We start from the raw sequence: 21,611 nt of genomic DNA on the forward strand, positions 1-21,611 counted from the left end.
ATGAAGCATAATATTTTAATTGTTGATGGTTATAACGTGATTGGCAGTTGGCCGCAATTAAAAAAGTTAAAGCAACGTGATTTATTAGCTGATGCGCGTGATCAATTATTGGCAACATTAGCGGATTACCGCAAATTTTTTGATGGACAAATTATTGTGGTCTTTGATGCAATGTATGTACCTGGTTTAAAAGAGCAGTTTACCAAGTGGGAATTAGAGGTTATCTTTACGCCAGAAGATGTGACTGCAGATACCTATATTCAAAATTTGAGTAATGAGTTAAATACCGTGCTTAATCAAGTCACAGTTGTAACTTCTGATCAAGCAGTACAATGGACTGTTTTTTCCCGTGGAGCCATTCGGATACCGTCTTATGAATTGTATAAGCGAATTAAAGAAATGCGTCAGCAATTGCATCAAGAAAGTCGCCAACGCTTTGATCGGGATTTACAACGTAATAATCCGTGGAGGGATGATCAATTAAAACAACTCGAAAATTTACGCGACCAGTTGTCTTCCGATTCTTAATTTTTTGTGGATTATTGTTATTGGTTGGTTGTAGCGCACAATCTCAACAAATTAGCCTTAATTTAGCTAAACATTATGTTCAATTAGGGCGTTATCAAACGGCACAGAAGGTTCTGCGTCAAATATCTGGTTCGCAGGCACGATCATATCGCCAACAAATTGACTTACTAAAAATAGCCCAAAGTCAATTTAATCAGCAACAATGGTCTCAGTTAACCACAACAACGACAAAATTAACCACGAAAAACACTTTACCCAAAATTAGACAAACTGCTAACCGGTTGCAGCAACTAAGTCAGCAAGTGGCACCATTTGCTAGTTGGACGCACCAAACGGCCACGCCAATTACGACGTCCACTTTTTCAGACATTTCGGCGGGAATTTTGTTTGATCAAACTAGTGGCCAAATTTTATGGCAAAAAGCTGCCCAGATTCGCCAACCGGTCGCCTCTTTATCAAAATTATTAGCTGTGTTAACAGTCGAAGAGACGATCAAACAGCGACATTTGCAACTGACAACACCAATTGTTGCCACTTCAGTAATTGCTAATTTAGAGAAAAAAAGTGATTTAAGTAATGCTCATTTACAAGTTGGACAGACTTATTCATTGCAACAATTATTACAAGCTTCAATGCTTGCTAGTGCTAATGATGCCATTATGGTAATTGGTCAATTTCTTTACGGTAGTCAGGAAAATTTTGTCCAAAAGATGCTTCAGCAAGCCCGCCAATTGCAGTTAACTAATTACCAAATTGTTAATGCTAATGGTTTACCGAAAGATCTCGATCCAGCTGTGAATAATAATCCGCAAGCTACAACTTCTGAAAATGAGTTGACCCCCCTAGCTATAGCTAAAATTACGCGGCGTTTACTGCAAATTGATCCCCAGATTTTGCAGCTAACTAAACCGCCAGCCGTGAAATTAGGCACACACAATTTAAGTAATACTAACCAAATGATTCCTGGCGGCAAGTGGGCTTCTCATAATTATGTAGTTGATGGGCTCAAGACCGGGACCGGGGTTCATGCGGGTGCTAGTTTAGTAGTAACAACTAAGCTACATCAGCAACGGTTGGTATTAGTAATTTTACATGCTAGTAATGACCAACAACGCTTTGAACAGGCTCAAAAAGTTTTGGATTTTGTGAATGTGAATTTACAACCGCGCAATGTTCTACTTCAGCAGTGGACAAAGGCAGAACAACAGCCAGTATGGATTGCTAATAATTTAAATCAACAAATTAAAGTTAATTATTTAGCTGAAATTATGCAAAATAATCCTAAAATTACGTCAAAAACCGTTTTTAATTTTAAATATTTAAAATATTTATCTAAAAAATAAACATTAGTTCGCTTATCAGACCAAAGCTATTTTGTTATATTGATTTTAGACTCTTTAAAAGTTCCCAAAAATTATGGTAGATCAACAATTAATTAATCAAGAGTTATCCTGGATAAAATTAGTTCGTGAGCATAATGATTCTTTAGCTTTAGAAAAATTATTTCAAAAGTATTTACCATTAATTGAAAGTACTAGTCATAAGTATCGTTTACGATTATTCGATCAAGATGATTGGCGACAAGAAGCCCGGATCGTTTGTTTAAAGACTTGTCAAATATTTGATGAACAAAAAGGTTCAAAATTTGGTAGTTTTTTTAAGTTGCGATTACAAAATCATTGGACAAACTTGGTTCGACAACAGTTAGCCTTAAAGCGGCAAATTAATGTTCAAGCCATTTCGATGGATGCTTTAATCCAGATCAATCCTGATTTAGAAAATGATTGGCGGTGGCAGCATAATCTGGTACAGAATGAAGCCGAATTTTTATCAGTAGAATTTAAGAATTTGATTTCCAAAATGTCATTGGTTGAATTGCAGGGATTACAATTATTGTTAGGTAGCAGATTAGACCAAGTTAAACAACATTCACCATACACTACGGTTCAATTGGAACAAGCAAGTCAGCGTAGCCGTATCAAGTTTTTAACTTTTTATCAGCATGTGAGTCTTGACACTGTACATTAGAATCGGTATAGTTATCACTTAGTGTAGGTGGTATTTATGCAACGAGCAAAAGTTGTTTTGGAATGTCAAGTTTGTGGAGCTCATAATTATCGCACTTCAGTAGCCACAGACCGTCAGCAACGTTTTACGATTAAAAAGTTTTGTAAGCACTGCAATCAGCAGACAATTCATCAAGAAACAAGATAGAGGGGTTTTCGATGAAATTTTTAAAAAGTGTTAAACATGAAATGAAATTAGTACAATGGCCAACAGCTAAGGAAAATCGGCATGATACAATGACCGTTATTTTAACTTCTGTTTTCTTTGCTCTATTCTTAGGTGCTTGTGATTGGCTGTTTCAGACCCTCATTACTTTATTTGTTACACGTTAATGATTTGTAGTTTTTTAAAAAATTTGCTATTCTATACTTGAATTGTAGTTAAAAACTTCGTTGGAACGAGGTTTTTTTTATTTGGTTAAGGAAGGTTATCAAATGTCAGATCAAACACAAAAGATGTGGTATGTTTTACATACTTATTCTGGATATGAAAATCGGGTTAAGGAAAACTTACAATCGCGGGCACAATCAATGGGCATGGAAGATTATATTTTTCAAGCAGTGGTTCCTGAAGAAGAAGAAACTGAAACCAAAAATGGTAAAACGAAGACTGAAATGAAAAAGACTTTTCCGGGTTATGTTTTAGTTGAAATGGTGATGTCTGATGAATCTTGGTTTGTGGTTCGGAATACGCCTGGTGTTACTGGCTTTGTTGGTAGTCACGGGGCCGGTAGTAAGCCTGCTCCGTTATTGCCGGAAGAAGCAGATGCTATTTTAAATAGTATGACTCAAGAACAGAACAATTATGATATTGATTTTGAAATTGGGGATACTGTTAAAATTAAAGACGGTGCTTTTGCTAATATGGAAGGCAAAGTGGCAGCCATTGATAATGAACATGGCAAAGTCAAAGTTGAAATTAATATGTTTGAACGAATGACTGAAGCCGAGTTAGATTACACTAGTTTGACGCGCGCTTAATAATCAAATTAATTTGCGTAGCATTCTTCAGTTTAGACTGATTTGTTTGTTATTGTAATTTGTGTTATTCTATCTAAGAATGTCTTGGACATTTCTGTGGGAGGGAAAATTTAAATTCCCATTTTTTACCACATCACGGACTTAAGGAGGTATGTACCGTGGCTAAAAAAGTTGCAAATGTTGTTAAATTGCAAATTCCAGGTGGAGCAGCAACACCAGCTCCTCCAGTTGGTCCAGCTTTAGGACAAGCTGGTATTAATATCGTTGAATTTACGAAAGATTTCAACGCACGGACTGCTGATCAAAAGGGTATGATTATTCCTGTTGTGATCACAGTTTATGAAGATCGTTCCTTTGATTTTGTTACAAAGACTCCACCAGCAGCTGTCTTGTTGATGCAAGCCGCTGGTGTCAAGAAGGGTTCTGGCAATCCTCGTGATGAAAAGGTAGCGACAGTTACTAAAGATCAAGTACGCGAAATTGCTGAAACTAAGCTGAAAGACTTAAATGCTAATGATGTTGAAGCTGCGATGCGAATGATCGAAGGTACAGCACGAAGCATGGGCTTTACTGTTGAAGGCTAAACTTCATTAATTGACTGTAACTAAACAAAAAGCTTGTCACAGTGGGAGGGGTAAAACCCACTTGACCACAATCACAAGGAGGAACAAAACGTGGCTAAACATGGAAAAAAATATTTAGAAGCTGCTAAGCAAGTTGATAAGAATAAAGCTTACGACGCAAAAGCAGCAATGGACTTATTAAAGAAAGTTAACTATGCAAACTTTGATGCAACAATTGAAGTTTCTTATAATTTGAACTTGGATACTAAACAAGCTGATCAACAAATTCGGGGCGCAATGGTTTTGCCAAATGGTACTGGTAAGACTCAACGGGTCGTAGTTTTTGCTGATGGTCAACAAGCCAAAGATGCGCAAGCTGCTGGTGCTGACTATGTTGGTGATGATGACTTAGTTGATAAGATTACTGATGGCTGGTTAGATTTTGATGTTGTTGTAGCAACACCGAAGATGATGGCTAAAGTTGGTCGTTTGGGACGGATTTTAGGACCGAAAGGTTTGATGCCAAACCCGAAGACTGGTACAGTTACAATGGATGTTACTAAAGCTGTTAATGATATTAAAGCTGGTCAAGTAACTTATCGGGCTGATGCTCAAGGCTTAATCCATGCACCACTAGGCAAGATTTCGTTTGATACTGATAAGTTAGTTGCTAACTTTAATGCATTGAACGATGTGATTGTTAAAGCACGTCCAGCAACCGTTAAGGGTCAATATGTAAACTCGGTTTACTTAACTTCAACTTTTGGACCTGGTATCAAATTAAATATTGACTAATTAATTAATCAATGTTAAATTCTATTAAAGAAACTACCTAAGACTCAGGTGGCGTATGCCTTAATATCCTGCCGAGGCTAGATGTATTCGTTAGGACATCTTGCTTTGTCAAGGTGTCCTTTAATTTTAGGTAGAATAATTATGGAGGTGAAACCACGTGAAAGATGCTGTTTTAAAAGCTAAACAAGAATTAGTTGATGGTGTTGCTGATAAAATCAAACGCGCTGAATCAGTTATTGTTGTTGATTATTTAGGCTTAGATGTTGCGCAAGTAACAGAATTACGGCGCCAATTGAGTGCTGAAGACGTTGAAATGCGCGTCATCAAAAACTCTGTTTTACGGCGGGCTGCTGATAAGGCTGGCTTTGAAGGCTTAGATGAAACCTTTACAGGTCCTACAGCGGTCGCATTTTCTTATGAAGATCCGATTATTGCTGCTAAGACTATTTCTAAATTTGCAGAAACTGCTGATGTCTTGGAAATTAAAGGTGGAATCATCGAAGGTGAAGTTCAAAGCTTAGCCAAAATTGATGAATACGCTCATATGCCAAGTCACGACGAATTGTTGGCTACTCTTGCTTCAATGTTGCAAGACCCAGTTCGCAAAGTTGCTTATGCTGTTAAAGCAATCGCTGATAAAAACAATGAAGATGGCGATGCTGCTTAATTAAATTATAATCCATTGGAGGAATAAAAATGGCTTTCGATAAAGACTCAATCATCGCTTCCTTGAAAGAAGCAAGTATTTCCGATTTAAACGACTTAGTAAAGGCAATTGAAGAAGAATTTGACGTTTCAGCTGCTGCTCCAGTTGCTGTTGCCGGTGCTGCTGGTGGCGATGCTGCTGCAACTAAAGATGAATTCGATGTTGAATTGACTGAAGTTGGTCAAGAAAAAGTTAAGGTTATCAAGGCTGTTCGTGAAATCACAGGCTTAGGCTTGAAAGATTCCAAAGACTTAGTTGACAAAGCTCCTTCAGTTATCAAAGAAGGCGTAGCTCAAGCTGATGCTGATGATATGAAAGCTAAACTTGAAGAAGTTGGCGCTACTGTAACTTTGAAATAATCATTGTTAGAGTTAAAAAAGCTATCGAATTTTTATTCGATAGCTTTTTTGTTTAAATAAAACACCATTATAATGCTGATTTTAAATCATTATTCTCTTCAACACGTAATAATCTGATATCTTTAACTGATGGTTTAAACCAGTTGTATTTATTGGATAATTTTTGAACGGTGATAATTGCATCGACAGGAGATTCACCAGCAAAGTATAAAGATCCTTGTTGCCATTCAAAATTGTTTTCTTCTATAAAAAAAGTTTTAATGTCATTATAGGCATTGTTAAAACTAGAATTTGGATAATTCTTTTTAAGTTCTTTCTGATCAAGGTTGAAAGCAATAGCATATCTGGCTGACATATTTATTTTTACCTCCCCGTTTTTAGTAACTATAGAAATAGTTTAAGACATTATTTATTGTAATGTCAATGAAGTACTACTGGCGAGTATTTTAATTTAACTTTTCAAAGGAGCAGAATTTGAGTATTGTACGCGTTGAACATTTGAGTCAACAATTTTTAGATAAAACTTTATATACGGACGCCAGCTTTCAGGTTAATGAGCATGACCATTTAGGAATTATTGGTCAAAATGGTGTCGGTAAAAGTACCTTAATTAATATTTTAACTGGAGCCTTGGTGCCAGATGCAGGTAAAATTACTTGGAAAAAGAAAGCAGCAATTGGCTATTTAGATCAGTATGCTAATTTAAAACCTGGTCAAACGCTGCGAGAATTTTTGACGACAGCTTTTCAACCATTATTGGATCAAGCACAACAATTAGAACAGATCTATCAACAGGCTAATCCTAGCTCTGATTTGCTAGAACATGCGGGTGAGTTACAAATTAGTCTGGAAACTAATGGTTATTATGAAATTGATCTAAAGGTTGAACAAGTAGCGCAAGGTTTAGGATTGGTAGCTTTAGGTTATGATCATGATGTCGCCGAATTAAGTGGTGGGCAGCGGTCAAAATTAATTTTAGCTAAGTTGTTATTAGAACAACCTGATATTTTATTATTAGATGAACCAACTAATTATTTAGACCAACAGCATATTGCTTGGCTAACCACTTATTTACAAAACTTTGCGGGAGCCTTTGTGGTCGTTTCACATGACTATCAATTTTTAGATCAGGTCGTTAATAAAGTTTGTGATGTAGAACTAGGGCAGATAAAAACCTATACGGGCACTTTAAAGCAAGCTTTGCGCCAAAAAGCAGCCGACCAAAAAACTTATTTAAAAGCTTATGCCAGTCAACAGAAAAAAATTGCGAAGACGCAAGCGTATATTCAAAAAAATAAAGCGGGTTCCCGGTCTAAAAGTGCACGTAGTCGTGAAAAACAATTAGCTCATTTGGATAAATTAACCCCGCCGGCTAATCGGCAAGTAGCCCAGTTTAATTTTCCGTATGTTTTGAATAAAATGCACATGATTTTAGAAGTCAATGATTTAATAATTGGTTATCAAGAACCGTTAATCGCTAAACCACTTAATTTTTCAATTATGATGGGCGAAAAAGTTGTCATTAAAGGTTTTAATGGTATTGGTAAAACAACGTTATTAAAAACAATTCAGGGCTTAATTCCAGCCGTGAGTGGTCAAGTGGACTTAGTACCAACGGTCAAAAGCGCTTATTATGAACAAAATTTGCTGTGGGCAGCACCATTAGCGACTCCCTTAGCTATTTTAGAACAACGTTTTAGTGAACAAGAACCAAGAGTCATTCGCCGTACTTTGGCACAAACAGGTTTGACCAATCAACAGGTGAATTCGGCGATTAAAACTTTGTCTGGGGGTGAACAAGTTAAAGTTAAATTGGCTCAATTGATGTTGCAGCCATCTAATGTGTTATTGTTGGATGAACCCACCAATCATTTAGATGACGATAGCAAATTAGCTTTACGGCAAGCTTTAGTTAATTATGCCGGAACAGTTATTTTGATTACTCATGAGACTGATTTTTATGATAGTTCTTGGATTAATAAAGTTTTAGATATTGAAAAACAATTGTCTTAAAAACAGAAAATTTTGGTAGTTTGAATTGTAAAACTAAAAAGCATTGAAACCTTGAATTATGAGATTTCAATGCTTTTTTAGTTTTGATAGGGAAGGGCTTATTCTAGACTATTAGTTAAGGACCAGGTTATCTGACCATTATGATTTTTAATGGGCATTGTATTATTGGCAGTGATATTTTTGACAAAAGGACCTTGAGGTAACGTACTACTAGATTGATGACTATTAGTCCAACTATCGGAAATATTAAAGATATTATCAACGATATTGGGTTGATTATTTTGAAAAATTTTTACAGGAATATTTGTAATTTGAATACTACTTCCGGCATTGCCATAGTACAAAGGTAAATTTCCCGTCCCTAAATCATCACCAGGCTGATTAGTTAACTGAGTGGTAATGGACCAACTGTTTTCTTGATGATAAGTGTCAGTTACTGCTAAATTGCCGGTCAAATTAGCGATAGGAAAATTACGTCTATCATTGGAAAAATGAGAACCAAAGTCTAAACTTTGTGGGACTTGTAAAGTCAAATCTCCTTTAACCGTTAAAGTTGTGGCGGCAGGAAAAGAAGTGTCATGATAAATGGTAGTAGTTTGTGGATTCGAATTTTGTTCGGCGTCTGTTAAAATAACCTGCAATTGATCCTCGGCAACTAAGCCATGAACTTGGTCTAAGGTCCACTTACCATCAGAACCGACCGTAGTATTTTCCGTTGGCTTGGAATCGTAGGTAGAACCGTCAGCATGAATAATGCGCCAAGAAACCTGAGCATTACTAGCACCGGTACCGGATAGGCTATGAGTTGAAGGGACAATCGAAGTGAGTGGTGTAGTAGAGCCTTGACTACTTAAAGTCGATTTGGCATTAAAGACTTTTGCTGGGGCTGGTGGCGTCTTGTTCACTACTACTTGATCGGTATCGTCGTAATCTTCTTTAGGTTGAGAAACAATTGCACTGGTACTAAAATTACCATTTTCGTAGGTTCCATTGCGCCAGACACGTAAAATTTTGATTTTAGTACCGGTGGTTAATAGTTTGGCGTCAGGGACGGCAATTTTGACGGCACCGCTCAAAGATTGCTTATCATAATATTGTTCCTGATTGGCAGAAAAGCCATGGACTTCTTTGGTTGAACCATCTGGAAAAGTTAGTTGTAAGTCAACGTTAATTTCTTGATCTAAGCCAGGTCGTAACGCATGATTTTCAGCAGGAACTTTAGCTTGGAGCCAAATATATTTATCAGTATTGGCGGGGCTAATTAATTGATGGTTGGCGTCTTGTAACCAATTAACTTTCGCAGGCATGACATTAGCGGTCATCCGGATAATTTTATTTAAACCAGGTGCTTTAGAACCCGCCAGTGGCCTTTCCAAATAGGATTTAAAATACGTAGCTTCGGTGGCATCACTATCAGGACTAGGAGAAATGGTATCAAATAAATTAGAGACTGATTGATAATTAGCACCGACGTGTTGCCAACTGGCTGAGGGATTACTATTGACGTCACTACTACTGTCCCAAACTTGTAACGGTAGCGCGTTATGAGCAAAAGTACTGCCTTTAACGGTCCCACTAAATAAATAACTGGCAGTATTAATTGGTGCTTTATTTTGAAAGTCAAAATAACGGGGATATGGCATACTGAAATTCAAATTGGAACTAGCAGAAAAAATGGCATTTTTAGGGTAATTACCCCGAGCTACGAACGAGATTTTATCGTTCGTTGAGTCGCCAGCATCAATTTTTAGTGGGGTAGCATTAGTCATAATGGCAGCACCATTATTAGCGTCAACTAATACCTGTGAATTGGGATCCTTTAAAACAAAAGAATTGTAAGGGTCAACTGTTCCGTCAGCACGATTATCGCGGTAAAGAATGCCCTGACCACCACTTTCACCGCTGTTAGGAGCTGCATAAGCAGAATTATTGTGAAGGTTAAATTCGGCTCCTTGAGAAACGGAAATTTTATTACCTGTACCATACATGCGAATTCCAGGGGCATCAGAATCACGCACGTTTTGATTAACATTGACCTTGGCATTACCTTGGATGTCAAATAACATTCCACCCGTCCAGATAAAACGCAACGCCGGGTTGGTGGAATTGCCTCCACCACCAGTACCACGGGTGGCGTCTAGGCTAGTGGTTTGGTCATTATCCACACCTGTGACGTTAAACTTACTATTAATACCGGAGATACTGATAGCTGAACCGTTGATATTTTTAATATTAAGATTGGAGCCACTTCCTAATTCAAAGGTTGAATTAGCCCCGAAAATGCGAATAACGCCAGATGCATCCAGATTAGCAGCATTGTTATATAAAACATTCAATTGCGAATGATCGGTGATGCTGAAGTTTAAGCCAAAGTAATTTCTTTGGGTAGTACTATTATTATCGCTATTGATAAAAAAGTTAGTGTTTGTTGTATAAAGATTGCTAGCTTGAACGGCGTTAATGGTTGAATTGGTGATATTAACAGTTTTATCAATACTTAAATTACTTTTCATTCCGGGAAACATAACGTAATTGTTAGCTTCAACTTGAAATTTACTATCTTGAATCATTAATTGACTGCCCATAGTGCTATTTAAAACGATGGCGTAAGGACTAGTACTAGTTTGGCTACCAGTTACGAGACTGGCAGGCATTTGCTGTGAAACATTGGCGTGATCAAAGGTTAATTTGACGGCAGTACTGGCATTTTCAGCACTATAAAAACCACCATTACTAATAGTACTATCTGTATTTGTGTTATCCATATCCGCTGCAGGTTCCAAACTAGCAGTGGCGCTATCTTGCACAACTAAATTGCCTTTGACTGCTGTAAAACTATAATAAGTTGTAGAAGTGGTAGTATTGGCAAGGACATGAGCATCTTTAACGGTGGTAGTACCTTGATCTAAAGAAATTGTACAATCAGTGGTGTTAATTTGATAATTATTAAAGTCAATGACTTTATCGGAAGTGATATGAGCGGATTGACCACTTGCAACTAAATCATTATTGAGGACAATGGTTTGAACTTGTGGATTTTGAACTTGCAGACAAAAGTCGGCCCAATTAGTAACTGTAACGGTTGTTGATGTGGTTGGTACTGATTGATGGTAACTTTTGTAGGCTAATTTACTAGTTAAATCTTTATCAAAATTGGATTGCATATTCAATAAATTTTGATAATCTGAGCTACTGACGCCTTCGGCTAAAGTATTGATTTCTAACTGTTTACTTTTTAGCTGTGAAGAAAGACTTAAAGGTAAACCTTGTTCTTGCACGAGTTGATCAAAGGGAGAAATTTCACTCTCACTATTAAGCGTGGCATGAACTGACTGGGCGTTTAATAAAATGATGACCATAGTCAACATGTATAAAATAGTTTTGAATAAACCTGAGGCTTTAGTATTTTTCATTTTAGTCTTGAATTCCTTAATTATGTTATTCTAAAAAATTAGTTTAAATACCCTTAACCATAACCTAATAGTTATACGTGGTCAATTTCAATGTTTATATAAAAAAGCCATGGTAAACTGATAAAAATTATTTTCCTAATTAAAAATTTAGATAATTGGTCGTATTGTCTGATGTATACGTTCTTAACCTAAAATTTTGGTAAAAATATAGCGCTTTTTTTAGAATAAAATTATTTCAAGAACGGCAACTTGATAATTGATGAAACAATTTGAAAACTATTGTTTTTCTTGATATTGATTAATTGTATACGATTTCCAAGTGGACTTAAATTTGAAATTTTTTTGAGGAAAGAAACGTGAAAATTGAGAACTATATTCAAAATTATTAATTTTTTTTGATAAAAAATAGGAATTAAAATAAAAAAATAACGGTTTAATTAGTGCACTGAAAAAATTATGTATCGTATAATTATTTTTGTATGATAAATTTAAAATTATGTGTTAAAAAATTGAACGATCAATTGTTGAAATATTCGACGATTGAAAAATTACGGTTACTTAATCCGATGGAGGGTATCACGATTATTTGAAATCATGATATTATTGAAGTTGGACAGTCATGATTTTATATTTTAAAGAGGTTGTAATTTTGACAGAACAATATTTTGCTAGTAACCCTAGTGCAGACCATGATTACCAAGAATTTAACTTTACTTTGAGAAAGCAAAATTTGAAATTTCAAACTGATAGTGGAGTTTTTTCCAAGAAGACGGTTGATTATGGTACGCGTGCACTATTGATGGCTATTGAAACAAAGAACTTACCAAAAACGGGAGCTTTATTAGATCTGGGTTGTGGTTATGGACCAATTGGGTTGTGCTTGGCTCAAGAAACTGGACGTGCGGTTGACTTAGTTGATTTAAATGAACGAGCTTTACAGTTAGCTCGCCAAAATGCCCAAGTTAATCAAATTGACAATGTTCATATTTTTGCATCGGATGTCTACCAAAATGTGACTAACCAAGATTATGCGGCAATTTATACTAATCCACCTTTTCGGGCTGGCAAAGCAGTGGTAAGTAAGATGATTACGCAAGCGAAAGTTCATTTACAAGTTAATGGTCAGTTTTGGTTTGTCGGCCAAAAAAAGCAAGGAGCTAAAACTTATCAGCAATTAATGTTGCAAACCTTTGGTAACGCCCAAATTATTAAACGAGATAAAGGATATTATATTATTGAAAGTCTTAAGACCAACGATTGAAGAACTATATACCACCGCCCAATTAGCTGACTATATGCAACAAGCAATTAGTGTTGCTCAAAAAGCACGCAAACAAGCTGAAGTACCCATCGGGGCAATTATAGTTGATGAGACAAGTCACCAAGTGATTGCAACCGGTTATAATCAACGGGAAATTAAACAAGATGCTCTAGCACATGCAGAATTGATTGCTATTGCAGCAGCTTGTCAAAAGCTTAAGACTTGGCGTTTAGAACAGTGTTCCTTATTTGTAACACTGGAACCTTGTGCAATGTGTGCTGGCGCAATTATTAACAGTCGAATTAACAATGTGATTTTTGGAGCCTTCGATCCGAAGGCCGGTTCAGTTGGTTCGTTAGTTAATTTGTTTACGCAGCCGTATAATCACCAGCCGCATTTTCAAGGTGGGGTTTTGAAAACGCAATGTGCTAGTTTATTAACAAACTTTTTTCAAGCTATTCGACGTCAAAAAAGCTAGTTTGATTCGGAAAATAAGGATGATCCAAAAGACGTCAACGAGTAGTCCCAGTCTTAAATTTATAATTTGTCGATGTTAAATAACTACTAAATAAAATTTTAAGTTGCTCCAAATGACTTGTTAATTTATTGAAATTAAGATATAATATCTTTGCCGCAAGGCCGGAGGCAATGATTGGCTTATGAATCGTGTCAGGTTCGAGAGAAAGCAGCACTAAGTAAGTGCGGTCATGTGCCTTTTGATATGATTATTAACACTCTTAGCTGTTTAGCTAAGAGTTTTTTTATTATAATAAATTTTGTAATTAGCTGGTGGAACCAAAAAGATTGACGACAGCTAAAAGTAGCAGTTAAAAATTAAACTGAAATTTTTTAAGTAATTGGTGTAGTACAAGTTTAAAAAGGAGGTTTTTGATGGTTTACCAGGCTTTATATCGGCAATGGCGGCCCCAGAAGTTTAGTGATGTGGTTGGTCAAGAGGTTATCACAACTACTTTAAAAAACGCAGTTAGTGAGCATCAAGTTAGTCATGCGTATTTATTTACGGGACCCCGGGGGACAGGAAAAACTTCGTGTGCTAAAATTTTAGCAAAGGCGGTTAATTGTCCCCAGCAGGTTGAAGGCGAACCGTGTAATCAGTGTGAAATTTGTCAAGCAATTACGGCCGGTAGTTTAAATGATGTTCTGGAAATTGATGCAGCTTCTAATAATGGCGTTGAGCAAATTCGTGATATCCGTGATAAAGTTAAATATGCGCCCACACAATCAGAATATAAGGTCTATATTATTGACGAAGTTCATATGTTATCGACTGGAGCTTTTAATGCCTTACTCAAAACGCTAGAAGAACCTCCGGCCAAAGTGATTTTTATTTTGGCAACGACTGAACCACAAAAAGTTCCGGCCACTATTATTTCGCGAACCCAACGCTTTGATTTTCGGCGAATTGGGGCGCAAGATTTGTTGGCACGCATGAAATTAATCCTAGAGCAAAAACAAATTGATTTTGATGAGCAAGCATTAAATTTAATTGCGCAGGCCGCCGAAGGTGGAATGCGTGATGCCTTAAGTATTTTAGACCAGGCTTTATCTTTAGGACAGGGTCAACTGCAGTTAAAAAATGCGTTAGAAGTTACTGGTGCTTTAGATAATCAACAATTAGAAAAATATTTTACGGCTTTGGCGGAGCAGAATGTCGCCCAAGCGTTACAAAGTTTGCACGAAATCATGGCCAGTGGTCGCTCAGCTAATCGTTTTACCGAAGCCTTAATGTCCACGGGACGTGATTTATTATTGGCTAAAACGGATGAAAAGTTATTGTCTAATTTAGACCAATCATTGTTATCCAACCAATTATTACAATTGAAGGAAAAATTCACAACGGATCAATTGTATAATCTAATTGAGCAGGTTTCAGCCACCCAACAAGCGTTAAAACAAGCCGATCGCCCTTCGATTCACTTAGAAGTTTTGACAATTAAGTTAATTGAACAATTACAACAACCGACCGTCACAGGTGTTCAGGGCGCTGATCAGCAATTTTGGCAATTGCAACAACAAGTTCAAAAATTAGCGCAACAAGTCGAACAATTACAACAAACGGCTAAACAACATCCTGAACATTTAGCTAGTGCAGGAACAACGATGACTAAGCCACTGAAAACAAAGTCCACCGTGGCCAAGAAAAAGACGAAGGTGCATGTTGATCAAGCTAAAATTAATCAAATTTTACAAGCGGCAACAAGAGATGACCTTAATCAAGTGCGCGAAGTTTGGCCGGATTTAATGAGTATGTTAAATGTTACCCAAAAAGCAGTGATGAAAGTGTCTAAACCAGTAGCGGCTAGTGCTCAAGGGGTGGTTGTCTCCTTTGACTATGCGTTGTGGTTTGAACGGGTGATGAGTAATCAAGAAATGTTAGACATGCTAAAAGATAATTTGGATCGCTTACTAAAAAATGATGCAGATGTCGTTTTAGTGGCGGCCAAAGATTGGCCGAAAATTCGACAAGATTTTTTACAGGGTCATGACCTGCATAACCAAGCTGGTACTAGCAAGCCTAAAACGCCTGATTTGGTGAAACAAGCTCAAGATTTATTTGGTGAGGATTTAGTAGAGATTAGTCACGACTAAAGGAGTTAGAGTATGCAATATCCACGTCCAGTTACAAAATTAATTGATTCGTATATGAAATTACCGGGAATTGGTGAAAAAACGGCCACTAGGTTAGCGTTTTTTACCATTGGTATGGATCAAGAAGATGTAACCGAATTTGCTCAAAGTTTGACAGCTGTTAAAACTCAATTACATTATTGTAAAGTTTGTGGAAATATTACAGATGAAGAACCTTGTGAAATTTGTAGTAGTACCAACCGTGATCAAAGTCAATTATTAGTGGTCGAACAACCAAAAGATATTATGGCAATGGAAAAAATGCAAAGTTATAATGGATTGTATCAAGTTTTGGGGGGCGTTTTATCACCTGTTAACGGAATTGGTCCTGAGGATTTGCAAATTAAACATCTATTAGAACGACTGCAACAAAATTCGCAATTTCAAGAAGTAATTGTAGCGACCAATGCAACACCTGAAGGTGAAGCGACCGCTATGTATTTGGCTAAATTAATTAAACCTGCGGGAATTAAGGTTACTCGTTTGGCACATGGTTTAGCAGTTGGAGCAGATATTGAATATGCTGATCAAATGACGTTAAGGCGTGCTGTAGAAGGCCGACAACAAATTTGAATTGTTTAAAAATCAATATATCCTAAATTGAGATATAGTAGCATTTTTTCATGCAAATTGGATTACAATTAGACCAAATTGCTCTTGCTGAGATGAGTAGCGATAATTCACAATTAGTTTTAAAAGTAGATTAGAAAGTAGGTTGCAAGCTTGACAGGCATATTTATTTCATTAGAAGGACCTGATGGCTCAGGAAAGTCGACAGCAGCAAAAACAATCATCGAGCAACTACCAAAATTAACAACGATGCCTGTACTTTTAACCAGAGAACCAGGTGGTAGTTTCATTTCGGAGAAGATTCGCCAATTAATTTTAGATGTAGCTAATCAGCAAATGGATGATCGAACAGAAGCATTATTATATGCTGCCCAACGGCGCCAGCATTTGATTGATGTAGTAATGCCCGCTTTGGCTAAAAATCAATTGGTGATTAGCGATCGTTATGTTGACAGTTCCTTGGCATATCAAGGTGCAGGACGAAAGTTAGGCGTTGAAGAAGTAGCGGCTATTAATCATTTTGCGACTGGTGGATTGTTGCCAGATTTAACTTTATACTTTGATGTTCCGCCAGAAGTTGGTTTAGCTAGAATTCGTCATCAGCGCCCTGGGCAAGAGGATCGTTTAGAACAAGAAACTTTGGCTTTTCATCAACGTGTTTATCAAGAATATCAACATTTGTGGCAAACTAATCCAACACGTATTCAACGTATTGATGCTACTAAGTCGCCGGAACAAGTGGTAGCTGCTAGTTTAACAGCTATTCAAAGGGTTTTAACAAAAGAGGGCTAATTATGAAATTAGTAATTGTTATTGTTCAAGATAAAGATCATTCCAATTTAAGTAAGGCGTTAAATCAAGCACAAATTCGCTCGACACGCCTATCAACGACTGGTAATTTTTTGCGAAATGGCAACTCTACTTTTATTGTCGGAATTGAAGATGGGCGCTTAGATGAATTATTGACGCTCATCAAGGAACATTCGAAAACTCGTCAAGAATATGTTTCGACAGCCATTGCAACTAGTATGTTAGGTGAAATCCCAGAAAGGCCAGTTGAGGTGAGTGTTGGCGGTGCAACCGTCTTTATCTTACCGATGGAAAAGATGGTTCATTTTTAATGACAGCTGCAATTATTCAAGAACAGTCCGCTTTAGTTGCACAATTAGCCAATCAAGTTAACAAGCAAAGGATTTCGCATGCCTATTTGTTTGCTGGGAATAATCAATTGCAAACCCAAGCTTTAGGCTTGTGGTTTACGCAAGCCATTTATTGCCCGCAAGCTGATCAGGGATATCCTTGTTTAAAGTGTGATTATTGTCGGCGCATTGCGCAAAATGATTTTCCCGATATTAGTCGGATTAAAACCACTAAAACTAGTTTGGGTGTCGATGATATTCGACAAGCTAAACAACAATTAGAGCAAACGGCAGTCGAAAGTAATCGGCGCTTATTAGTAATTGAACAAGCACAAAAATTAACGGTGGCGGCCGCCAATAGTTTATTGAAATTTTTAGAAGATCCAAGCGGACAAATAACAACTTTATTATTGACCAATAGTGCAGCGGTTATTTTGCCGACAATTTTATCGCGGGTGCAATCATTTAATTTACAAGAACATGCTGACTTGGATTTGAAACAAGATTTACAGCAAAGAGGTTTCAGTCAGCCGGATATTGACTTGATTGTGACGGGTGATTTGGAAAATTTAATCGCTGCTGAATTAACTGGTGACCAGTTTGCCAAATTTAAACAAGTCGCTTTTAATTGGACACCGTTAGTCTTACAAAAACCATGGCAAGCGTTTGTGGAAGTCGCAGCTAAGCTGGTTCCTGTTGTTGATAATCGGAGTCAACAAGAATTATTATTAGGCTTGATAGAAACCTTTTTACAGCAACAACTACAGGCTAATTTGACTAATTTGGTACAATTACGACATGTAACGCAAGTGCTACAGGATTTTTTACATGCCCAACAATTGTGGCATGCGAATGTTAGTTTTGAAAATTGTTTGGAACAATTAGCGTTGCAGGCGACGACGCTCATTTAAAGGAAGTTGATCATGAAACAACCAGATTATTATGCTAAATTTGCAGAGTTACAACAGGTAGCTCAAGATTTAACAACAGCTTTGTCAACCATGAAAGATGATATTTCTCGTGTTTTAGAAGAAAATGCGGAATTAAAAATTGAAAATGATCATTTGCGTAATCGGTTGAATGAAATGGATTTAAAAAAAGAACCGGAATTACCACATGCTCGACGGACTTTGGAAAAATTATACGAAGATGGTTTTCACGTCTGTACAGTTATGTATGGAGCCCATCGTAAAAATAACGAAGAATGTGCTTTTTGTTTAGATGTAATTTATGGAGATCGGGGGCCAAAATGATTCAAGAAGTGGCAAACTTTGCCGCAGCAAATAGTGGCTGCTTATACTTAGTACCGACGCCGATTGGTAATTTACAGGATTTTAGTAACCGAGCGATTCAAACGCTGGCAATGGTTGATTTAATTGCCGCTGAAGATACTAGAAATACGCAAAAATTACTCAATCATTTTCAAATTAAGACCCCACAAATTAGTTTTCACGAACATAACACGCAACAACGCTTACCAGAGTTATTAAGTAAACTCCAGCACGGACAAAGTATCGCCCAAGTCAGCGATGCGGGAATGCCTTCAATTAGTGATCCGGGAAAAGAATTGGTCGCTGCTTGTATCAAAGCCCAAATTCCAGTTGTTCCACTGCCCGGTCCCAATGCAGCACTTACGGCATTAATTGCTTCTGGCTTGGTGCCGCAGCCCTTTTATTTTTACGGCTTTTTACCACGGAAAAAGTCACAATTGCATCAAGAATTAGCAAAGCTAGCTCAATTGACAGCAACTTTTATTTTATATGAATCACCTTATCGTGTTGTAAAAACAATTCAAACACTGGCCGCTAATTTAGGTGCTAGTAGACAAGTGGTTTTAGCACGAGAATTAACTAAAATTCATGAATCATTTTTACGTGGTAGTTTAGCTGAAGTTCAAACTTATTTTCAAGAGCATACTCCCCGAGGAGAATACGTCATTATTGTTGCTGGCAAACCAGAGCAGCCCGCTAGTAAACCGCAATTGGCAAATGATCAAATTATCGCTTTAGTCAAACAACAAATTGATCGGGGATTAAAACCCAATGCTGCTATTAAACAAATTGCGCAGCAGCAGCAGTTAACGCGACAAAAAGTTTATAATCTTTATCACGGATTGGAGTAAAAATAATGAGTATTCCAGAATTTACAGAACAAATCGAAGTACCGTTTTATGATATTAACATTACTAAAGAAATGAATTTATCAAGCCTCTTCAATGAAATTTTATTAGTTTCGGAACATCAATTGCACCAAGCACAAATTGATTCTCAGCAAATGGTACAGCATGGTTTGGGCTGGGTAGTGACCAAATATCATTTAGAAATTGAGCGCTTGCCACAACTAAATGAGCAGATTAAAATTACCACACAGGCTAATAGCTACAATAAATTTTTTTGTTATCGTACTTTTATTGTGAAAACATTAGCTGATGAACCATTGGTGAAATTAACTAGCAATTGGGTTATGTTAGATATTAAGACGCGTAAGATGTTGCCAATTAATGATGAAATTATGGCTCAGTTGGCATGCCCTTATTCCAAAGCAATTTGGAAGTTTCCACGTGTAGATTTGGTTGATTATGCCAATCCGCCGCGGTCGTATCGAACCCGTTTTTTTGACATTGATGTTAATGGTCATGTTAATAATTCAATTTATTTAAACTGGATGCTAGATTCATTAGGTTGGGACTTTTTGTTAAATTATCAGTTGAAACAATTTGACATTAAATATGAGCGCGAAGTTCAATACGGTGATATTGTGCAAAGTTTTGTTCAAAAAGAACAACTAGTGACACATCATTTAATTAAGTCACCGGCAGGTGTTAGTGCACAGGCACAAGCTATTTGGCAAAAAAGATAGAATAATTGAACCTAATAGTACTAAAAATCATATTAGTGGGCAACTGGTTTTTGAAAACGGGCAAGAAAATACATTCTTTTAAGAACGTGATGAATTGCTCTAATGTTTAAATTTTAACTATTTCATAATCTACTACAATGCAGACAATGGAGGAAATTTGACGGTAATGGAAAAAAGAAGTTCGCATTCACAGCGGCCTGGTGGAGGCATGATTGTAGCTTTAATAATTATCTTTATTTTATTAGCAATTTTATCTTGGCGGTCTATGCAACCACATAGTGTCAATCAATCAGAAAGTATTCCGACGATTTATCTTCCTGGCTATGGTGCGGGGGCTAAGTCCACTGATTATCTGATTAATTATGCGCAAAAGCATCATCAGGCCCAAAAGGTTTTAACAGCTAAAATTTCTTCCAAAGGCCAAGTGGAGTTACAAGGAAATTGGCAGACGCGGGTTAAGCATCCGTTAATTCAGGTCGTGTTACAGGATAATAAAAATTCCAATTATCGCCAGACCAGTAAGTGGTTTGAACAACTATTAATAGTACTGCAACAGCGGTATCGGATTAAAGAATATAATACCGTGACGCATTCCATGGGCAATTTAATGACGATGTACTATCAAGTCACACCTCATGGCACCAAAGATTTGCCCAAATTACATCGCCAAGTTAATTTAGCAGGACACTTTGCTGGGATTATTGGGATTGATGATCGAGTTAACCACAACTATCTGCAAGCTAATGGTCAACCGAAGTTTCAAAATGACAGTTATCGTTATCTGTACAAGCACCGGTTGAATTTTCCTTCAGATTCCCAAGTGTTGAATATTTTTGGTAACTTAGAAGATGGTTCGAATTCAGATGGTGATGTGACCACCGTCTCTGCGCAAAGTTTGCGTTCAATTGTTCAAAAACGAGCGCAGTCTTATCAGGAACTGGAAATTAAAGGCGCTCAAGGTCAACACAGTCAATTACACGAAAATCAACAAGTTGCCCAAAAAATTGGACAATTCTTATGGTAAATTATTTTTGGCCGTTCCACTCAGCCAAGAATTCTTGTAAAAAGTCCTGCATAATTTTGGTTCTTTGCCGAGCAATTTTTTGACCAGCTGGTGTAGTCATGAGACCTTCTAATTTTAGTAATTTTTCGTAGAAATGATTAATTGTCGTGCTTTGATGGTGCCGGTATTCTTGCCGATTGTGCAGCTGAATGGGTTTTAAATTGGGATCATAGATAGGCTGTTGGTGACTAGCGCCGTAAGCAAAGGCGCGGGCGATGCCGATGGCGCCTAAAGCGTCTAAACGATCAGCATCTTGAACATAATAACCCCATGCCGGTAAAGATTGTTGTGCTTGGATATTATGGGAAAAGGAAAGATTATTGATAGTTTGCAAGATGGCTTTGATGTGTAGTGCAGAAAAACCGCTATTTTTTAATAAGTCAGTCACTGTTTGTTGTTGCTTGGTTAAATTAGTGATGAGTTTTTCATCGACGGTATCATGTAATAAACTAGCAGCCACCAGCAAATTATCTGTTAAAGAATCGGCGACCTGATCTTGGTGATTTAAAGCTAAAGCTAAATCAGCTACGCGTTGAACGTGCCAGTAGTCATGACCGCTAACATCCGCTTGCAAAGTGCTCTGCGCAAAAGCTTTAATTTGATCTAAATTCATACGATTACTCCTTTTAATTGTTAATATAAAAAT

The 21,611-nt window shown here is 37.1% G+C and carries 25 protein-coding genes, 1 other RNA gene and 1 other annotated feature; of the genes, 23 read left to right on the forward strand and 3 right to left on the reverse strand.

Annotation, left to right across the window (positions count from 1 at the left end):
- From AC3B7A_RS06530 to rplL, 10 genes are all read left to right on the forward strand, one after another.
- Positions 1-528: an NYN domain-containing protein gene (locus AC3B7A_RS06530; RefSeq protein ID WP_489755321.1), complete on the forward strand. Its 528-nt coding sequence runs from the start codon at positions 1-3 to the stop codon at positions 526-528.
- A gap of 20 nt (positions 529-548) precedes the next feature.
- Positions 549-1,871, forward strand: coding sequence for a D-alanyl-D-alanine carboxypeptidase family protein (locus tag AC3B7A_RS06535; protein ID WP_489755322.1), 1,323 nt, complete (start codon positions 549-551; stop codon positions 1,869-1,871).
- A gap of 73 nt (positions 1,872-1,944) precedes the next feature.
- Complete coding sequence (locus AC3B7A_RS06540; protein WP_489755323.1) at positions 1,945-2,556, forward strand: sigma-70 family RNA polymerase sigma factor; 612 nt, start codon at positions 1,945-1,947, stop codon at positions 2,554-2,556.
- A gap of 36 nt (positions 2,557-2,592) precedes the next feature.
- The gene (rpmG, locus tag AC3B7A_RS06545; RefSeq protein ID WP_489755324.1) at positions 2,593-2,742 is read left to right on the forward strand and encodes a 50S ribosomal protein L33; all 150 of its coding nucleotides are present in this window, start codon (positions 2,593-2,595) and stop codon (positions 2,740-2,742) included.
- A gap of 11 nt (positions 2,743-2,753) precedes the next feature.
- Positions 2,754-2,927 carry a preprotein translocase subunit SecE gene (gene secE, locus AC3B7A_RS06550; RefSeq protein WP_489755325.1) on the forward strand — a complete coding sequence of 58 codons (174 nt, stop codon included), beginning with the start codon at positions 2,754-2,756 and terminating at the stop codon, positions 2,925-2,927.
- A 102-nt stretch (positions 2,928-3,029) separates the two neighbouring features.
- Positions 3,030-3,575 carry a transcription termination/antitermination protein NusG gene (nusG, locus tag AC3B7A_RS06555; RefSeq protein ID WP_489755326.1) on the forward strand — a complete coding sequence of 182 codons (546 nt, stop codon included), beginning with the start codon at positions 3,030-3,032 and terminating at the stop codon, positions 3,573-3,575.
- A 158-nt stretch (positions 3,576-3,733) separates the two neighbouring features.
- Positions 3,734-4,159 carry a 50S ribosomal protein L11 gene (rplK, locus tag AC3B7A_RS06560; RefSeq protein ID WP_489755327.1) on the forward strand — a complete coding sequence of 142 codons (426 nt, stop codon included), beginning with the start codon at positions 3,734-3,736 and terminating at the stop codon, positions 4,157-4,159.
- Positions 4,160-4,249: 90 nt separating this feature from the next.
- Positions 4,250-4,933: a 50S ribosomal protein L1 gene (rplA, locus tag AC3B7A_RS06565; RefSeq protein ID WP_489755328.1), complete on the forward strand. Its 684-nt coding sequence runs from the start codon at positions 4,250-4,252 to the stop codon at positions 4,931-4,933.
- A gap of 18 nt (positions 4,934-4,951) precedes the next feature.
- Positions 4,952-5,067, forward strand: a sequence feature (ribosomal protein L10 leader region).
- Between the two features lie 23 nt (positions 5,068-5,090).
- On the forward strand, positions 5,091-5,600 hold the full coding sequence (gene rplJ / locus AC3B7A_RS06570; protein ID WP_489755329.1) for a 50S ribosomal protein L10: 510 nt from the start codon (positions 5,091-5,093) through the stop codon (positions 5,598-5,600).
- A gap of 29 nt (positions 5,601-5,629) precedes the next feature.
- Positions 5,630-5,998, forward strand: coding sequence for a 50S ribosomal protein L7/L12 (gene rplL, locus AC3B7A_RS06575; RefSeq protein ID WP_489755330.1), 369 nt, complete (start codon positions 5,630-5,632; stop codon positions 5,996-5,998).
- A gap of 67 nt (positions 5,999-6,065) precedes the next feature.
- Here the strand turns inward: rplL and AC3B7A_RS06580 are convergent, their stop codons facing one another.
- The gene (locus AC3B7A_RS06580) at positions 6,066-6,353 is read right to left on the reverse strand and encodes a virulence factor (RefSeq protein WP_489755331.1); all 288 of its coding nucleotides are present in this window, start codon (positions 6,351-6,353) and stop codon (positions 6,066-6,068) included.
- 119 nt (positions 6,354-6,472) lie between these two features.
- Between AC3B7A_RS06580 and AC3B7A_RS06585 the strand changes: the two genes are divergently transcribed.
- A complete protein-coding gene (locus AC3B7A_RS06585) occupies positions 6,473-8,011 on the forward strand; it encodes an ABC-F family ATP-binding cassette domain-containing protein (RefSeq protein WP_489755332.1) in 1,539 nt (512 codons plus the stop codon).
- Between the two features lie 98 nt (positions 8,012-8,109).
- Here the strand turns inward: AC3B7A_RS06585 and AC3B7A_RS06590 are convergent, their stop codons facing one another.
- The gene (locus tag AC3B7A_RS06590) at positions 8,110-11,424 is read right to left on the reverse strand and encodes a hypothetical protein (RefSeq protein WP_489755333.1); all 3,315 of its coding nucleotides are present in this window, start codon (positions 11,422-11,424) and stop codon (positions 8,110-8,112) included.
- 649 nt (positions 11,425-12,073) lie between these two features.
- Between AC3B7A_RS06590 and AC3B7A_RS06595 the strand changes: the two genes are divergently transcribed.
- From AC3B7A_RS06595 to AC3B7A_RS06650, 12 genes are all read left to right on the forward strand, one after another.
- On the forward strand, positions 12,074-12,685 hold the full coding sequence (locus AC3B7A_RS06595; protein ID WP_489755334.1) for a class I SAM-dependent methyltransferase: 612 nt from the start codon (positions 12,074-12,076) through the stop codon (positions 12,683-12,685).
- A gap of 34 nt (positions 12,686-12,719) precedes the next feature.
- A complete protein-coding gene (tadA, locus tag AC3B7A_RS06600) occupies positions 12,720-13,163 on the forward strand; it encodes a tRNA adenosine(34) deaminase TadA (protein ID WP_489756560.1) in 444 nt (147 codons plus the stop codon).
- A gap of 159 nt (positions 13,164-13,322) precedes the next feature.
- Positions 13,323-13,410: signal recognition particle sRNA small type (gene ffs / locus AC3B7A_RS06605), an RNA gene on the forward strand.
- 166 nt (positions 13,411-13,576) lie between these two features.
- Complete coding sequence (gene dnaX, locus AC3B7A_RS06610; protein WP_489755335.1) at positions 13,577-15,295, forward strand: DNA polymerase III subunit gamma/tau; 1,719 nt, start codon at positions 13,577-13,579, stop codon at positions 15,293-15,295.
- Positions 15,296-15,307: 12 nt separating this feature from the next.
- Positions 15,308-15,907, forward strand: coding sequence for a recombination mediator RecR (gene recR, locus AC3B7A_RS06615; protein WP_489755336.1), 600 nt, complete (start codon positions 15,308-15,310; stop codon positions 15,905-15,907).
- 150 nt (positions 15,908-16,057) lie between these two features.
- Positions 16,058-16,696, forward strand: coding sequence for a dTMP kinase (tmk, locus tag AC3B7A_RS06620; RefSeq protein WP_489755337.1), 639 nt, complete (start codon positions 16,058-16,060; stop codon positions 16,694-16,696).
- 2 nt (positions 16,697-16,698) lie between these two features.
- Positions 16,699-17,025, forward strand: a complete 327-nt coding sequence (locus tag AC3B7A_RS06625) for a cyclic-di-AMP receptor (RefSeq protein ID WP_489755338.1) — start codon at positions 16,699-16,701, stop codon at positions 17,023-17,025.
- Positions 17,025-17,954, forward strand: coding sequence for a hypothetical protein (locus AC3B7A_RS06630; RefSeq protein ID WP_489755339.1), 930 nt, complete (start codon positions 17,025-17,027; stop codon positions 17,952-17,954). The genes AC3B7A_RS06625 and AC3B7A_RS06630 overlap by 1 nt, the downstream gene beginning before the upstream one ends.
- Positions 17,955-17,966: 12 nt before the next feature.
- Complete coding sequence (locus AC3B7A_RS06635; protein WP_489755340.1) at positions 17,967-18,296, forward strand: DNA replication initiation control protein YabA; 330 nt, start codon at positions 17,967-17,969, stop codon at positions 18,294-18,296.
- A complete protein-coding gene (rsmI, locus tag AC3B7A_RS06640) occupies positions 18,296-19,165 on the forward strand; it encodes a 16S rRNA (cytidine(1402)-2'-O)-methyltransferase (protein ID WP_489756561.1) in 870 nt (289 codons plus the stop codon). Before AC3B7A_RS06635 ends, rsmI begins: the two co-directional genes overlap by 1 nt.
- Before the next feature lie 5 nt (positions 19,166-19,170).
- The gene (locus tag AC3B7A_RS06645) at positions 19,171-19,902 is read left to right on the forward strand and encodes an acyl-[acyl-carrier-protein] thioesterase (RefSeq protein WP_489755341.1); all 732 of its coding nucleotides are present in this window, start codon (positions 19,171-19,173) and stop codon (positions 19,900-19,902) included.
- Positions 19,903-20,068: 166 nt separating this feature from the next.
- On the forward strand, positions 20,069-20,926 hold the full coding sequence (locus tag AC3B7A_RS06650; protein WP_489755342.1) for an alpha/beta hydrolase: 858 nt from the start codon (positions 20,069-20,071) through the stop codon (positions 20,924-20,926).
- Between the two features lies 1 nt (position 20,927).
- Here AC3B7A_RS06650 and AC3B7A_RS06655 read toward each other — a convergent pair whose 3' ends face one another.
- The gene (locus AC3B7A_RS06655) at positions 20,928-21,578 is read right to left on the reverse strand and encodes an HD domain-containing protein (protein WP_489755343.1); all 651 of its coding nucleotides are present in this window, start codon (positions 21,576-21,578) and stop codon (positions 20,928-20,930) included.
- Positions 21,579-21,611 lie beyond the last annotated feature (33 nt).

This window comes from Bombilactobacillus sp. ESL1202, from assembly GCF_058107125.1.